Genomic DNA, 14273 nt, shown 5'->3' with positions numbered 1-14273 from the left:
GTTGAAAGTATCAAACCCCGAGGTATTCATGCAGCATGGGCATCTTGGCTTTGCGCTCGGCAGAGGCAAAGCCCTCGACGATGCGTCCGTGCTCCATGACGTAGAACCGGTCTGCCAGGGGAGCGGCAAACCGAAAGTTTTGTTCCACCATGACGATGGTGAAGCCTTTGGCCTTGAGGGCTTTGATCATGCGCGCCAAGGCCTGCACAATCACCGGCGCCAAGCCCTCAGAAATTTCATCGAGCAGTAGCAACTTGGCGCCAGTGCGCAAAATGCGCCCCACCGCCAGCATTTGCTGCTCGCCGCCCGACAAACGCGTACCAGGGCTGGTACGGCGCTCGTACAAGTTCGGAAACATCTCGTAAATTTCGTCCAAGCCCATGCCACCAGGGGCAATGACCGGTGGCAAGAGCAGGTTTTCTTCACAAGAGAGGGCCGAAAAAATTCCCCGCTCTTCAGGGCAATACCCCAGCCCCAAGCGGGCAATTTGGTGCGGTGCCCAATCCACGGTTTCGTGGCCAAAAATTTGCACCGAACCACTTCGCTTGCCCACCAAGCCCAGCATGGACTTGACGGTGGTGGTGCGCCCCGCGCCGTTGCGCCCGAGCAAAGTCACCACCTCGCCGGCATGGACCGTCAGGTCCACCCCATGCAAGATGTGCGACTCACCATACCAGGCATGGAGTGCTTGGATGCGCAACACTTCGGCAGCTTCAGCCATGGGCACCTTCAAGCTCGTTTTCAGCACTGCCCATGTAGGCCTCAAGCACCTGTGGGTTTTGCGACACCACAGCGTAAGGCCCCTCGGCAATCACTTGGCCACGTTGCAAGACGCTGATGGTGTCAGCAATGCTGGACACCACATTCATGTTGTGCTCCACCATCAAAATGGTTCGGTTGGCAGAAACTTTTTTAATCAACTGGGTGACCCGATCCACATCTTCGTGGCCCATGCCCTGTGTGGGCTCGTCGAGCAACATCAATTCGGGCTGCATGGCCAAGGTGGTGGCAATCTCCAAAGCGCGCTTGCGCCCATAGGGCAGCTCCACCGCCATCAAATCGGCCATGGGCGCCAAATCGACTTGTTGAAGCAATTCCATCGCCCGGTCATTGAGCTGGTCCAAGCTGCGCTCTGAGCGCCAAAAGTGCAAAGCTGTTCCGGTGGAGCGTTGCAAGGCAATGCGCACGTTCTGCATGACGGTGAGATTGGGAAAAGTGGCCGATATTTGAAACGAGCGCACGATGCCTTTGCGGGCAATTTGCGCCGGCTTGGCGGCCGTGATGTCTTGCCCATTGAACACAATCTGACCGCGGGTGGGGATCAAAAACTTGGTCAACAGGTTGAACACCGTGGTCTTGCCGGCACCGTTGGGCCCGATCAAGGCATGGATATGACCCCGTTGAACCTGCAGGTTGACCCCGTTGACAGCCACAAAGCCCTTGAACTCCTTGATCAGGTCGTGGGTCTTGAGAATGATGTCTTCGGCCATAAGGTCGTGGATCGCGCTGGTTTCATGGATGAACTTCATTCTGCGCTGGAGAGAATGCTTTGGGTAACGTGGTTATCCCTTGGTTCGGACAAACCCCTAATGCCAGGCCACTGAAGTCAAGTCATTGAAAACCGAGGTCAAGATTTGATGGCCCCAAAGGTCTTGGGCGTCATCAAACTGTCAAATACTTCCATTAAGATGGAATTATGGAATCAACATCTGTCGTGCAAGCCCTCACCGCCTTGGCCCAGGCCTCTCGGCTGCAAATATTCAGGGCCTTGGTGCAAGCTGGCCCCACGGGGCTCACCCCCGGGGAGCTGTCCGCCCATGTGGATGTGGCACCCAACACCTTGTCGTTTCACCTCAAAGGCTTGATGCATGCCGACTTGGTCAGCCAAGAGCGCAGCGGGCGCAACTTGATTTACCGAGCGCATTTCGATCGCATGAATGCGGTGCTGGCCTATTTGTCTGAAAACTGCTGCCAAGGCCAAAGCTGCGAGGTCGAGGCCCATTCCGTTCACAAAATCTGTTAACTCCTTGGAGATAAAAATGTCCGACAACCCAAGCATCCATGTCTTGTTCCTGTGCACCCACAACTCAGCGCGCAGCATCTTGGCCGAGGCCATGCTCAACCACATGGGTCAGGGCCGCTTCATCGCCCACTCAGCGGGCAGCAGCCCCCGCGAGAATCAACAACCCAACCCCCTGGCGCTGCGCACCCTGGAGAAGGCAGGCATCAGCACCCAAGGTTTGAGCAGCAAAAGTTGGGACGTGTTTGCCGCACCCGGCGCGCTCCAAATGGACTTGGTCATCACGGTGTGCGACAACGCCGCCGGTGAGGTCTGCCCCTATTGGCCCGGTCAACCCGCCACGGCCCACTGGGGCTATGCCGACCCCTCCGAAACGCAAGGCAGCGAGGCCGAGAAATTGGCCGCGTTTGCGCAAACCCTGCACCAAATCAAACGGCGGTTGGAAATTTTCACCAGCCTGCCCAACGCCAGCTTGGAACGAATGAGCTTGCAGCAAAGCGCCCGTGCGCTGGCCCAGCCATGAAAACTTGGCGCCTGTATGGGGCTGAAATGGTGGGCACCGCTGCCTTGCTGTGCGCGGTGATTGGCTCAGGGATCATGGCCGAAAACCTCAGCGGCGGAAATGTGGCTGTGGCGCTGCTGGCCAACACCTTGGCCACCGTGTTTGCGCTGTATGTGCTGATCGAAACCATCGGCCCCATCAGCGGGGCACACTTCAACCCCGCCGTGTCATGGGTGATGGCCTTGCGCAAAGAATTGCCCATGCGTTTGTTGGCTGGCTATGTGGTGGCCCAATTGCTGGGTGCGGCCCTGGGGGCTTGGCTGGCCCACGCCATGTTTGAGCTGCCCATCTTGCAATGGTCGACCAAAGTGCGCACTGGGCACAGCCAGTGGCTGGCCGAAGCAGTGGCCACGGCTGGGCTGTTGTTTGTCATATTGAGGTCGCCCCCGGGCAAAGCATCGGCCTTGGTGGCTTGTTATATTGGCGCTGCCTATTGGTTCACCGCCAGCACCTCGTTTGCCAACCCAGCTGCGGTGTTTGGGCGCATGATGAGCGACACCTTTGCGGGCATTGCGCCATCCGATGCCCTGGGGTTTGTGGCGTCACAATGGGTGGGTGCTGCCCTGGGCTGGCTGCTCCATCGCTTGTTAAGCCCCCCACCCCATCCATCCTAGGAATTGCCATTACCCCACTGCCCTATGCCGCCCTCATCACCTTGCTGGCCATCGCCGTGATGTTTTGGACGGCCATCAACGTGGGGCGTGCTCGCGCAACATACGACGTCAAAGCACCCGCCACATCTGGGCACGAGATGTTTGACCGCGCTTACCGCGTGCAAATGAACACCATGGAAAGCGCCCTGATGCTGCTGCCCGCTTTGTGGGTGTATGCCGCATTCATTGGCGATACCGGCGCAGCCGCCATGGGCTTGGCTTGGGTGGCAGGCCGCATTTGGTATGCCCTGGCCTATCAAAAAGACCCTGCCAAGCGCGGCGGCGGCTTCAGCCTGGCCCTTTTGGCCATTGCCAGTTTGTGGGCGGGCGGCTTGTGGGGTGTGGTGAAAGCCTTGCCTGCTGCATTCTGAAATTTCACCAGGCTAGGCACCATGGACCCCCTTTGGTCAAGTTTGGCCGCGTCGACCCACCACTGCTGACATAACGCGCCAAAGCCTTTGCCGATTTTTGGTAGAAAATCCCCCGTCTTCAAAAGGAACCCGCCATGACATACCCCAATACCCAACTTTTCATCAATGGCCAATGGTGCGACGCTGCCGCTGGCGAATCGCTGGCGGTTTTCAACCCGGCCACGGGCAAAGAAATTGGCCGGGTGGCCCACGCCCGAATCCCCGACCTGGACCGCGCTTTGCAAGCGGCGCAAAAGGGATTTGAAACTTGGCGCAGCATGCTGCCCATCGAGCGCAACAAAATCATGCGCAAAGCGGCCGCGTTGATGCGCGAGCGCGCCGGTGACATCGCCGCCATGATGACCCAAGAGCAAGGCAAGCCCCTGGCTGAAGCCAAGGTCGAAGCCATGGCCGCGGCCGACATCATCGAATGGTTTGCCGACGAAGGCATGCGCGTGTATGGCCGCATCGTGCCTTCGCGCTTTAACCTGTCAGCACGCCAAATGGTCATCAAAGACCCCGTGGGTCCGGTGGCGGCTTTCACGCCATGGAACTTCCCCATCAACCAAGTGGTGCGCAAAATGGCCGCCGCCTTGGCGTCGGGCTGTTCGATGATCGTCAAAGCGCCCGAGGAAACACCTGCCGCACCCGCCGCCCTGATCCGCGCCTTTGTCGATGCCGGCATTCCCGAAGGCGTGTTGGGTTTGGTCTACGGCACACCGGCCGAAATCTCCAACTACCTGATCCCCCACCCCATCATCCGCAAAATCACCTTCACCGGCTCCACGCCCGTGGGCAAGCAATTGGCCGCACTGGCTGGCCAGCACATGAAGCGCGTCACCATGGAGCTGGGCGGTCATGCGCCGGTGATCGTGGCCGAAGACGCCGACATTTCCTTGGCGGTGAAGTCGGCTGGTGCGGCCAAGTTCCGCAACGCGGGCCAGGTGTGCATTGCGCCCACCCGCTTTTTGGTGCACGAGAGCATCAAAAAAGAATTTGCCGCAGAAATGGTCAAGTACACCCAAGGCCTCAAAGTGGGCAATGGTGCCGCTGAAGGAACCACCATGGGCCCGCTGGCCAATCCCCGCCGCGTCACTGCCATGGCCGACTTCACCGCCGATGCCATCCAACAAGGCGCCACACTTGCCTTCGGTGGCGAGCGCATTGGCAGCGAAGGCAACTTCTGGCAGCCCACCATCTTGACCGACGTGCCCTTGCAAGCCAAGGTGTTCAACGACGAGCCCTTTGGCCCCATGGCCGCCATCCGCAGCTTCAACACCTTGGACGAGGCCATCACCGAAGCCAACCGCTTGGCCTTTGGCTTGGCCGGCTACGCCTTCACCCGCTCGCTGAAAAACGCCGACATCCTGGCGCGCCGCGTCGAAGTGGGCATGCTGTGGATGAACATGCCCGCCCTTCCCTCGGCCGAAATGCCCTTCGGTGGCATCAAAGATTCGGGCTACGGCTCCGAAGGCGGCCCAGAGGCCATGGACGCCTATTTGAACGCCCGGGCTGTGACCATCATGAACGTGTGAGTGGCGCATGAAGCAGGCGCAGTCGTTCAAGGGCAACAAACAAAATTTGCCCTCCAAGCTGTGCCGTGTGTGCGGGCGTGAAATGACTTGGCGCAAATCCTGGGCTAAAAATTGGAACCAGGTTTTGTATTGCTCAGACGCGTGTCGCAAACAGAAGTCGGCTACCCCATGACCGTTGTGAACCATTCCTGCCGCCCATGAGAACGCTGGTGCTGGTGCTGGGCGACCAGCTGGATGCCGATGCAGCCGCCTTTGATGGGTTTGACCCGCAACAAGACGCCGTGTGGATGGCCGAAGTGGCGCAAGAGTCCACCCACGTGTGGTCCAGCCAACAACGCTTGGTGATGTTTTTGAGTGCCATGCGCCACTTTGCGCAGGCACTTCAGGCATTGGGTCGGCCACTCCATTACCAACGCATGGGCGCTGGTGACAACGCTACTGAGCCCCGCACACTGGCCGACGCCTTGCAAACCGACCTGGCACGGTTGCAACCGCAAAGGGTGGTGATGACCGCACCGGGCGACCACCGCGTGTGGCAAAGCCTCAAGGCCACGGTGAAGGCCACTGGGTTGTCGCTCGAGGTTTGCGAAGACCGCCATTTCTTCACCTCGGTGGCCGATTTTTCAGCCCATGCGAAAGGCCGCAAAACCCTGCGCCTGGAATACTTTTACCGCGAACTGCGCCAACGCTTTGGCATCTTGATGGACGGTGCCCAACCTGCGGGCGGGCAGTGGAACTTTGACGCCGACAACCGCGAGGCCTTCGGCCCCCAAGGCCCGGGCCCCATACCGCCCCGCGCCACTTTCGAGCCCGATGCCATCACCCAAGAGGTCGTGCAGTTGGTTCAGCAACGGTTTGCATCACACCCCGGCACGCTGGCCAGTTTTGCTTGGCCTGTGACCCGTGCGCAGGCCTTGCAATCACTGGATCGGTTTATCCAAGAACGCCTGCCCCTGTTTGGCCGCTATGAAGACGCCTTGTGGCCCGGCGAGCCGTGGCTGTATCACTCACACCTGTCGGCAGCCCTGAATCTGAAGCTCTTGAACGCCCGCGAAGTGGTGGCCGCAGCCGAGGCTGCTTACCGCAATGGCCATGCCCCCTTGCAAAGTGTGGAAGGTTTTATCCGGCAAATATTGGGTTGGCGTGAATATGTGCGCGGCATTTACTGGACCCAAATGCCCAGTTATATCGAGCGCAATGCCCTCAATGCCGAGCAAGACTTGCCCGCCTGGTATTGGACGGGTCAAACCGATATGGCTTGCTTGAAAGACGCCATCACCCAAACCCTGGCACATGGATATGCCCACCACATTCAACGCTTGATGGTGACGGGCCTGTATGCCTTGTTATTGGGTGTGCAACCGAAGCAAGTGCACGAATGGTATTTGGCCATGTATGTGGATGCGGTGGAATGGGTGGAGCTGCCCAACACTCTGGGCATGGGCCAGTTTGGCGATGGTGGTCTGATGGCCAGCAAGCCCTATGTGGCCACGGGGAAATACATCCAACGCATGGGCGGCCCCTGTGCCAGCTGCCGCTACAACCCGGCCCTGCGCGAAGGCGACCAGGCCTGCCCCTTCACCACCTTGTATTGGGATTTTTTGATGCGCCACGAGACCCTGCTCCGGCAAAACCCCCGCATGGCCATGCAATTGAAAAATCTAGCGCGCTTGACCCCCGAACAACGCCAAGCGATCACCCAACGGACACAGGCCATTCTGGCTGGCACGGTGGGGGCCGAATGAGTTGGGGCCACTTGATCGACGACCGGCCCGATGAAGGCGTGTTTCGGGTGCACCGCGATGCCTTTCGCGACCCGGCCGTGTTTGAGCGGGAAATGACCCAATTTTTTGAACGCGGCTGGGTGTTTGTCGGCCATGCCTCGCAAATCCCCCAGCCACACGACTACATCACCGTGCGCATCGGGCGCAACCCAGTGATCATCAGCCGCGATGGCCAAGGACAAATCCATGCCCTGCACAACTCTTGCCGACACAAGGGCGCAGTGGTGTGTCAGAACGCCTCGGGCAACCGGCGCGCCCACCTGTGCCCCTACCACGGGTGGAGCTATGCCTCGGATGGGCGCAACCTCTTGATCAAAGACAAGGCCGAGGGCGACTACGCACCATCGTTTGACACAGACAACCACGACTTGCAAGCCGTGGCCCGGTTTGCCCAATACCGTGGCTTCATGTTTGCCAGTCTCTCGGCCGATGTGCCGCCCCTGGAAGAGCACCTGGGCGATGTGCGCAGCTTGATCGACTTGGCCGTGGATCAGGCCCCCGACGGGCTCGAGTTGGTGCCCGGCGTGGTGCACTACCGGTTTCAAGCCAACTGGAAATTACAACTCGAAAACACCGTGGACGCCTATCACTTTGCCTCCACACACCCTTCCTACCTGCGCTTGCTTGAGCGCCGCGCGAGCATGCCTGGGCGTGCGGATGCGCCCCAAACCATTTGGCAAAGCCAGAACAAACCCAAAGAAATGATGGGCTCTTTTGGCTTTGCCCGAGGACACGCCATGGTGTGGACCACCACCCCAGTCGAAAACCACCCTTTGTTTGACCAACGCGAACAACTCCAGCAACGGGTGGGTGATTTGCGCACCCAATGGATGATGCGCACCCGACAACTCAATGTGTTTCCCAATTTGCAAATCGCCTCCAGTGCGGCCATCCAAATGCGCGTCATTCATCCGGTGGCGGTGGACCGCACTGAAATCACCTCCTACTGCTTGGCCCCAGTGGGCGAGGACGCGCACAAGCGGCGCCAACGCTTGCGCCAGTACGAAGATTTCTTCAACCCCAGTGGCTTGGCCACCCCCGATGACACGGTGATCTTTGAAGACTGCCAACGCGGCATGGCCTCGGGTGCCATCGAATGGCAACAAGGGCACGCGCGTGGCATGCAAAGGTCCATCATGGGGCCTGATGAACACGCCCAGGCCTTGGGCATCCAACCACTCACATCCGTCAGTGGCACCTTCGAGATGAGCGACGAAACCGTGTTCCACGCCATGTACCGGCATTGGGCAAAGGCCATGTCATGACAAGTTTGTCCCTGCAAACCATCCACGAGGTGCAAACCACTCTCTATCAAGAGGCATTGCACCTAGACGCCCAACGCTGGGACGAATGGCTGGGCCTGTTCACAGAAGACGCGGTTTTTTGGTTGCCCGCTTGGACCGACGAACACCGCTTGAGCACCTCGCCAGACCACGAACTGTCACTGATTTATTGCGCCGCCCGGGCAGGCTTGGAAGACCGCGTGTGGCGCGTGCGCTCTGGCCTGTCGGTGGCCTCCAAGCCATTGCCCAGAACCTCTCACGCCGTGACCAACTGTGTGGTTACCCCGGACCCCGATGACAGTGAGCGGGTGGTGGTGGACTCCAGTTGGACCTGCCATGTGTACGAACTCAAACAACGCACACAGCATGTGTTTTTTGGAAGCTATCAACACCACCTGGCGTCCCGGAACGGTCAATGGCGCATCACCCACAAGAAAGTGATTTTGATGAACGACCAGATCCCCACGATGTTGGATTTTTATTGCATTTGATCGTCAGAAAAGCCGTTGTGTATTAAAAATGAATGGCAAGACCTGTGCCTTACCCAACATCACGGCTGACCCCCCCTGCAAATTCTTTTGGGGTTTATTTATTGCGCTTATCGTAAAGAGCAAACAAGCCAAAAAGCGCCACCAAGCCAATGGTGGTGCCAGAGGGAATTTCTTTCAATAAAGTCATGGCATTTTTGGCAATGGCCTGGATGACCACCCCACCCTCTGCGCCCAAAATAGCCGTTAAAACGATGGACAGCAACACCACGATGGCACCCAACTCAATGGCTTGCCAGCCGATTTTTTTGAGATTGTTCAACACATCATTCCCCTGAGGGTAAACAACGGGCAGGCCCGTTGTTTACCCATGTCTGTTGTTTAGGTGTGCTTTCTAGTGAACAGGGCAATGATGATGCCCAGTGCGATCAAGCCAGACAAACCACTCGCGCCCAGGTCTTTGATCAGGTGGGTCAGATTGGCCACAACAGTTCCGAAAAAGGGCAGGTTTTCTCCACCCACCAACAAGGTGGCCACGATGGCGAGCGCCATCAACATGACACCGATTTCCGTGACTGCATTGATCCAATTTTTGATATTACTTGTGATTTCCATGGGGTACCTTTTTGTGTAAACCATCATCAAACGCCGCACCCAATCGGTGCATACGGATGTTCAAGGCATGACATATGTATGTCAATGTCATCTCATACGTGTTTACCCTTTTTTTGTTCAGGTTAAACCCTTTAACTTTCTGCCTCAAAAGGTATCAAATCCATTGGAAATCATTTGTAGCTCAGTTGCCGCCTTGACCCAACCGGCCTGCCATCACATGCAGGTCAAAGCAAGCCCTTTAGGCCCGTGTAAATCGACGTGGCAGTGGCCCCCAATGCCAGGGCTGTGCTGCCAAAACCTTCCAACTTTTTGATGATTTGCTGGATGGCATCGGGTGAGAGCTTGCCTTCGCTGAACTGCATCACCAACATTTTTAAAAATGGGCTGCCTGCATTTTTCGGTCGGTGCGTTTGGTGATAGGCAATTCCACCCAGCAGCATACCGGTGAGAAAACTAAACGCGATGCTGCACGCGTACTCGATGAACTCACGCCACTCCAGCATGCTTTGCGGCATGATGGGCACACGGTCCACCCAAGCGGTGATGGCGCTCATGCCCAAGACCGACAGGCCGGCCAACAATGTCGCCGATAAAAACCAAGGCAATAGCGATCTGCTTTGCCCCTTGAACAACCAATACCCAAAGGGCAAGGGCAAGATGATGGAGATCAGTCGAAGATAAATCAAGGGCAAGTCATACACCACCGTGATGAGAGCATGCCCAAGCAACAGCAAGGCCAAGGGGATGAACACAAATTGCGCCAAATCGAGAAAAAACCCAGCCCAAGTGAGCGACTTGGCATGTAGCTTTTGATGGGCGACATCAAGCGAGTACTCCAAATCTTGAATGCGCTTTTGCAGTTGGTCTGTATTTTCTTGGGCGTTTAACTTCTCTTGCAGCGATCGAATGGTTTCTGTCAGCGGCTTGAACAGATAAATATCGCGGTGGCAAACCTTGCAAACCAGGGCCTCGTCTTCAATGAGGCTGGTGCAATAAGGGCACTTCATTATTTGGCAACATTCAAATTGATGACCGTGCTGCTCTCGCGCCCATCCAAGTCTTTGACCGTGATCTTGATCGCATGCTCTCCCGGGGGAACCTCCGCTTTGGAGAAGTCAATGCCACCCGCAGTAATGGCGCCTTGCAACCGAGGTGTTAAATCCACCTCGGTTGATTTGAGGTAACTGACTTTGACCGCATTCGGGTCCACTTTGTTGCCACCCCGACTCTCAAACAATACTTTCAAATCGAATGGAGACTTGATTTCAGCCGCCGTCAAGTCGGGCGAACTGACTTTGATCGCCGGACCGCGGGTGATCCCTCTGGTTTTGAGGGAACCACTGGCCTCTGGAAGCTTGGCTTCCTTCAAGCTGATCAATTCGGCCGAGTGCACCCCGAAAGTTGACATCGAAACGGCAACAGCAAGCATCCAACGGAAAAAATATATCTTCATAAGCCCTCTTTTAACGCTCAAAAATTGGCATTCACGCCATCACTGAAGCCAGAACAATACATCAATCACCCACCACCACGAATGGCGCCCAAAACAAGGGGTGGGCATAGGCATATTTGGTGTTCCCTTGGGCATCTTTGGCCCCCAAGCCATCGATCATATTGACCATCGAAGCCTGAAGATATTGCGCTTTGTGCTGGCCTTTGCTCTGCTGTTGGCGTTTGAACATATCGGTCATCAACATCCGCGCTGTTTCAGACTCGACAGGCCAGTTTGACACCAGCAGTGCCCGGGCACCCGCATAAAAGAACGCACGCCCCAAACCCGAAACAGCTTCTGCGCCCGCGCCCTCGCCAGATGCGGTGTTACAGGCCGACAAAACCACCCAATCGGCATTGAGTTTGAGGGTCAGAATTTTTTCCATGGTCAACAAGCCATCCCCTTTGACTTCTCCCGTCACCTCTGGAGAGCTCAATGCCAAGGCCGGCTGTGACAAGCCATCCAACTCACCCGGCACCAACCCGTGCGTGGCAAACATCACCACTTGCCGTTTGGACAAGTCCATCTCCATCACCCGGCTCACACTGGCATCTTTGTTCAAAAAGATGTCTTGACTGGGATCGGCAGAAAGCGATTTGCCAATCTCAATCAATTCCTCATTCGTGTCGGGTAATCGCGGCAACAAAGCCAACTCCGCACTGCTGACGCCGGCAGTTTTAGGTGCGCTGCGCAAATTGAGCGGCATGCCCCGGGTGGCCACTGCGTTGGCTGCACGGTTGGCCACATTCGCGGCGATTTTGGCCTGCTCCAGGCTGAAAAAAGGATCACCGAACCCGACAAAATTACGCCGGTCCGCAGGCGGTGCAGGCAAGTTTCGCAAGGCCACCAACGCCGTCACCGAAGGCAATTGCGCCACCGCAATGTCTTTGATCAACCAAGCGGTTTGGCGATATTCCATGAAGTCACCACCCTTTTCCCGGGTGGAAGGTGCCTGAGCTTGGGTGACCAACAAAGCCAAGGGCAACTGACCCAACTCAGCATGCGGAACCGTCAGCATGGCCTTTTTGCCATTGAGGGCAGGCAGAACCGGCTCCAAAATGGTTTTGAACAAGGCATGGGACAGGTTCACATCGAATGCGGGGATTTCGTCGATGGTGGCAACACCCGCGTCCAGTGACTTGCGTAAATTGCCAACCATCTGCGCCATTTCTGCACGGCCCAACTTGAATGCGTGGAATAGGGGCATGCCCGCTTTGGTGATGGCCCACACAAAGCTTTCCTTTTCACCAAAATACCAAGACACCAACACCTCATCGGGTTTGAGATGCTGCTGTGTTCGGTCAATGGTGGCCGGCTTTGGATTGACCAGATCCGAATAGTCGGGAAATTTTTGTTCGATTTCTTTTCTAAACTTTTCTCGGTCGGCCTTCAATGTGGCGATGTCGGCTTTGAGCTTGCCTTGAATGACGGGCAATTGCTGCTCCGGCGGGGCCCCCATCAGCCCTGTCAGAACATCCTCCAAAGACCCAATGCGCCGATGGGTGTCTTGCTCTTTGCGGGCCAAAACAGCCAATTGCGCGTCTTTGATGTTGGCACGCGCTGCACTGGCATTCAAGGCACGTTGCACGCTGCTGCCCCTGGCCAAATCAGCCAAGCTGAACGCTTCCGCAGCGAACTGCCGGGCCTGTGGTTGCGCTTTGAACTGCTTGGCCAACAAGGATATGTTGTCCTCCAAAATCAACACCATTCGCTCTTGTTGCTTGTTGGATCCGGTTTGATTTTCTGCATCGTTGCGGACCCTATCCACCAAAGCGGGCATGACTTTGCGATAGATCTCTCGGGCTTGTTCATCCTTGGCGGATGCATGCAAGGACATGGCATGGAAAGCTTGCAAATAATTCAATCGAGATTCTGAAAAATTCGATTGTTTGGCAACGGCGGCCAGCATTTCTTGGGTCATGTCCAGTGCCCCAGCAGCTTTGCCTACTTTCAGCATGGCAATCACCCAGTCCAAGTCGGTGGCGGGTAATTTGTTTTTGACTGCGCCTTGCTTTTCAATGCCTTGTCGCATTTCCTCAAAAACAGCATCAGCCTCTTTGAACTTTCGATCTGACACCAAGGCAGAACCCAAAATTTTGCGCGCCAGAACCATCGTGAAGGAATCGTCAGCCGTGTTAGCGGCCTTGATGGTTTTGATCGTCTCTTGCGCCAGCAAAACGGCTTCTGAAGCGCGCCCCTGCTCTCCGATGATGCGTGTGAGCCTGCTCAAGGCGTAGCCCACCTCTGTTGAGTTTTTATTAAACACTTCCAACATAGTGGCCAGCCCCTCTCGGGCATTGACTTCTGCCTCGACCAGTCGACCCTGCATCATGATGGCCGTCGACAAATCAATTTGCCTGTAGGCAATTTCTTGCTTAGTGTTCAATTTAAATCGGCTGCGAGTTGCGATGGCAGCCTCGTCATTTGCCAAGGGCATTGAATTGATTTGTTGCCATAGCTCTTGCCGCAGGCGTAGCCCTCTTCGCAATGATCGCTCAGCCTCCACCCACCGCCCCTGGTACATGAAATAAATTCCTCTGGCACCATCCAAATCGGACTCCCATGATTTGCCATATGTGGCCATGGCATTCGATCGCCGAAGGACGGTCATCGTGCCTTCTGCATCTCTGAGGTGCTTTTCTGCTGCCTCAAAGTTTCCCACCTGCGCGTAAAAAGCAACTGACAGGCGATTGATCAGCATGTGGTTGCCCAAGAGATTGGGCGGGATGTTGCTGCGTGATTTCTCAAGCGCTTCCAGGGCGCGCAGCATGTTCCCGCCCCTTTGCTCGTATCGGCCCAAAGTTTGCCAATCGTTCACCCTCAACTGCGGTGTGTTGCCCAAATACTGCGAAGTGATAAGGCGCATTTCTTCAATGGCTTGGCTGATGTCTCCCAAACGTTGATAGGCTTCGGCCCGCGCCAAGTGGTGTTTGCGCAATTCAACGGCATCCGTGGTGTCGGGTTTGGCCAAGGTGATGATTTGCTTGGCACGCAAAACCTCTGTCTCATCGGCTATGCCGTTTTCAACGGCCGTGATCACGTCTTTGATCGATCGCGGGGGTGGCTTGAACTCGGTCAACTCTGGGGCCTCTGCGCCCTTGTCAACTTGCGCCAGCGCCCCAGGCCCAGTCAGCAAGGCAAGAACTGAAGCAAATAAAAGGGTTGTCCGCTTGGTCAAGTCTTTCATGTGGCACCATTCAAACTGATATTGATTTTTGTTTTTGACATTCAACATCCTACCAATCAAGATGGGGGGTCTCCATCGCAAAGACGGCGCTTTCTTAACCAGAAAGAATTATTCGCCTCCTAAAAATTGCGATGTGAACGTTACCCATGCACTTGCCAGAGTTAAACAACGCTGCACCCTGTTCTTGTTGAAGTTCAACAAACCGTCTTTTCGTGCGCGTCGAAGCGCTGGGTTCAAACCCCAA

The 14273-nt window shown here is 56.3% G+C and carries 16 protein-coding genes; 9 read left to right on the top strand and 7 right to left on the bottom strand.

Annotated features, from left to right (window positions below):
- Positions 1-10 precede the first annotated feature (10 nt).
- Positions 11-721, bottom strand: a complete 711-nt coding sequence (locus tag AC8GFZ_RS02275; protein WP_506641929.1) for an ABC transporter ATP-binding protein — start codon at positions 719-721, stop codon at positions 11-13.
- Positions 714-1490, bottom strand: coding sequence for an ABC transporter ATP-binding protein (locus AC8GFZ_RS02270; RefSeq protein ID WP_506644198.1), 777 nt, complete (start codon positions 1488-1490; stop codon positions 714-716). The genes AC8GFZ_RS02275 and AC8GFZ_RS02270 overlap by 8 nt, the downstream gene beginning before the upstream one ends.
- 206 nt (positions 1491-1696) lie before the next feature.
- Between AC8GFZ_RS02270 and AC8GFZ_RS02265 the strand changes: the two genes are divergently transcribed.
- The 9 genes from AC8GFZ_RS02265 (at position 1697) to AC8GFZ_RS02225 (ending at position 8738) form a co-directional block, all read left to right on the top strand.
- Positions 1697-2023 (top strand): ArsR/SmtB family transcription factor, encoded by a 327-nt coding sequence (locus AC8GFZ_RS02265; protein ID WP_506641927.1) that lies wholly within the window; start codon positions 1697-1699, stop codon positions 2021-2023.
- A 16-nt stretch (positions 2024-2039) separates the two neighbouring features.
- Positions 2040-2543 carry an arsenate reductase ArsC gene (locus tag AC8GFZ_RS02260; protein ID WP_506641925.1) on the top strand — a complete coding sequence of 168 codons (504 nt, stop codon included), beginning with the start codon at positions 2040-2042 and terminating at the stop codon, positions 2541-2543.
- Complete coding sequence (locus AC8GFZ_RS02255) at positions 2540-3196, top strand: aquaporin (RefSeq protein ID WP_506641923.1); 657 nt, start codon at positions 2540-2542, stop codon at positions 3194-3196. Before AC8GFZ_RS02260 ends, AC8GFZ_RS02255 begins: the two co-directional genes overlap by 4 nt.
- A gap of 41 nt (positions 3197-3237) precedes the next feature.
- Positions 3238-3606, top strand: a complete 369-nt coding sequence (locus tag AC8GFZ_RS02250; protein ID WP_506641921.1) for an MAPEG family protein — start codon at positions 3238-3240, stop codon at positions 3604-3606.
- A 134-nt stretch (positions 3607-3740) separates the two neighbouring features.
- Positions 3741-5180: an NAD-dependent succinate-semialdehyde dehydrogenase gene (locus tag AC8GFZ_RS02245; protein WP_506641919.1), complete on the top strand. Its 1440-nt coding sequence runs from the start codon at positions 3741-3743 to the stop codon at positions 5178-5180.
- Positions 5181-5187: 7 nt separating this feature from the next.
- On the top strand, positions 5188-5352 hold the full coding sequence (locus tag AC8GFZ_RS02240; RefSeq protein ID WP_506641917.1) for a DUF2256 domain-containing protein: 165 nt from the start codon (positions 5188-5190) through the stop codon (positions 5350-5352).
- A gap of 25 nt (positions 5353-5377) precedes the next feature.
- Complete coding sequence (locus tag AC8GFZ_RS02235; RefSeq protein ID WP_506641915.1) at positions 5378-6925, top strand: cryptochrome/photolyase family protein; 1548 nt, start codon at positions 5378-5380, stop codon at positions 6923-6925.
- Positions 6922-8229, top strand: a complete 1308-nt coding sequence (locus AC8GFZ_RS02230) for an aromatic ring-hydroxylating oxygenase subunit alpha (RefSeq protein WP_506641913.1) — start codon at positions 6922-6924, stop codon at positions 8227-8229. Before AC8GFZ_RS02235 ends, AC8GFZ_RS02230 begins: the two co-directional genes overlap by 4 nt.
- Positions 8226-8738, top strand: a complete 513-nt coding sequence (locus AC8GFZ_RS02225; protein ID WP_506641911.1) for an aromatic-ring-hydroxylating dioxygenase subunit beta — start codon at positions 8226-8228, stop codon at positions 8736-8738. Before AC8GFZ_RS02230 ends, AC8GFZ_RS02225 begins: the two co-directional genes overlap by 4 nt.
- A 94-nt stretch (positions 8739-8832) precedes the next feature.
- On the opposite strand, the gene AC8GFZ_RS02220 is transcribed toward AC8GFZ_RS02225, so the two are convergent.
- From AC8GFZ_RS02220 to AC8GFZ_RS02200, 5 genes are all read right to left on the bottom strand, one after another.
- Entirely contained in the window at positions 8833-9060 is a 228-nt protein-coding gene (locus AC8GFZ_RS02220; RefSeq protein WP_506641909.1) for a hypothetical protein, read from the bottom strand.
- A gap of 56 nt (positions 9061-9116) precedes the next feature.
- Positions 9117-9350, bottom strand: a complete 234-nt coding sequence (locus AC8GFZ_RS02215) for a hypothetical protein (RefSeq protein WP_506641907.1) — start codon at positions 9348-9350, stop codon at positions 9117-9119.
- 224 nt (positions 9351-9574) lie between these two features.
- Positions 9575-10357: a hypothetical protein gene (locus AC8GFZ_RS02210; RefSeq protein ID WP_506641906.1), complete on the bottom strand. Its 783-nt coding sequence runs from the start codon at positions 10355-10357 to the stop codon at positions 9575-9577.
- The gene (locus AC8GFZ_RS02205) at positions 10357-10758 is read right to left on the bottom strand and encodes a hypothetical protein (RefSeq protein ID WP_506641904.1); all 402 of its coding nucleotides are present in this window, start codon (positions 10756-10758) and stop codon (positions 10357-10359) included. Before AC8GFZ_RS02205 ends, AC8GFZ_RS02210 begins: the two co-directional genes overlap by 1 nt.
- A gap of 106 nt (positions 10759-10864) precedes the next feature.
- Positions 10865-13978: a CHAT domain-containing protein gene (locus AC8GFZ_RS02200; RefSeq protein ID WP_506641902.1), complete on the bottom strand. Its 3114-nt coding sequence runs from the start codon at positions 13976-13978 to the stop codon at positions 10865-10867.
- Positions 13979-14273 lie beyond the last annotated feature (295 nt).

Source organism: Limnohabitans rimovensis (SeqCode) (genome assembly GCF_965234775.1).
Classification (GTDB): domain Bacteria; phylum Pseudomonadota; class Gammaproteobacteria; order Burkholderiales; family Burkholderiaceae_C; genus Limnohabitans; species Limnohabitans rimovensis.
The sequence above is the reverse complement of the archived record's forward strand: the minus strand, read 5'-3'. Positions and strand labels throughout refer to the sequence as shown.

Bases quoted from the DNA above. Each gene is read 5' to 3' on its own strand.
- AC8GFZ_RS02275 (WP_506641929.1), bottom strand. From the start codon at position 721: ATGGCTGAAGCTGCCGAAGTGTTGCGCATCCAAGCACTCCATGCCTGG.
- AC8GFZ_RS02210 (WP_506641906.1), bottom strand. From the start codon at position 10,357: ATGAAGTGCCCTTATTGCACCAGCCTCATTGAAGACGAGGCCCTGGTT.
- AC8GFZ_RS02245 (WP_506641919.1), top strand. From the start codon at position 3,741: ATGACATACCCCAATACCCAACTTTTCATCAATGGCCAATGGTGCGAC.
- AC8GFZ_RS02225 (WP_506641911.1), top strand. From the start codon at position 8,226: ATGACAAGTTTGTCCCTGCAAACCATCCACGAGGTGCAAACCACTCTC.
- AC8GFZ_RS02235 (WP_506641915.1), top strand. From the start codon at position 5,378: ATGAGAACGCTGGTGCTGGTGCTGGGCGACCAGCTGGATGCCGATGCA.
- AC8GFZ_RS02240 (WP_506641917.1), top strand. From the start codon at position 5,188: ATGAAGCAGGCGCAGTCGTTCAAGGGCAACAAACAAAATTTGCCCTCC.
- AC8GFZ_RS02265 (WP_506641927.1), top strand. From the start codon at position 1,697: ATGGAATCAACATCTGTCGTGCAAGCCCTCACCGCCTTGGCCCAGGCC.
- AC8GFZ_RS02260 (WP_506641925.1), top strand. From the start codon at position 2,040: ATGTCCGACAACCCAAGCATCCATGTCTTGTTCCTGTGCACCCACAAC.
- AC8GFZ_RS02270 (WP_506644198.1), bottom strand. From the start codon at position 1,490: ATGGCCGAAGACATCATTCTCAAGACCCACGACCTGATCAAGGAGTTC.
- AC8GFZ_RS02215 (WP_506641907.1), bottom strand. From the start codon at position 9,350: ATGGAAATCACAAGTAATATCAAAAATTGGATCAATGCAGTCACGGAA.
- AC8GFZ_RS02255 (WP_506641923.1), top strand. From the start codon at position 2,540: ATGAAAACTTGGCGCCTGTATGGGGCTGAAATGGTGGGCACCGCTGCC.
- AC8GFZ_RS02230 (WP_506641913.1), top strand. From the start codon at position 6,922: ATGAGTTGGGGCCACTTGATCGACGACCGGCCCGATGAAGGCGTGTTT.
- AC8GFZ_RS02205 (WP_506641904.1), bottom strand. From the start codon at position 10,758: ATGTCAACTTTCGGGGTGCACTCGGCCGAATTGATCAGCTTGAAGGAA.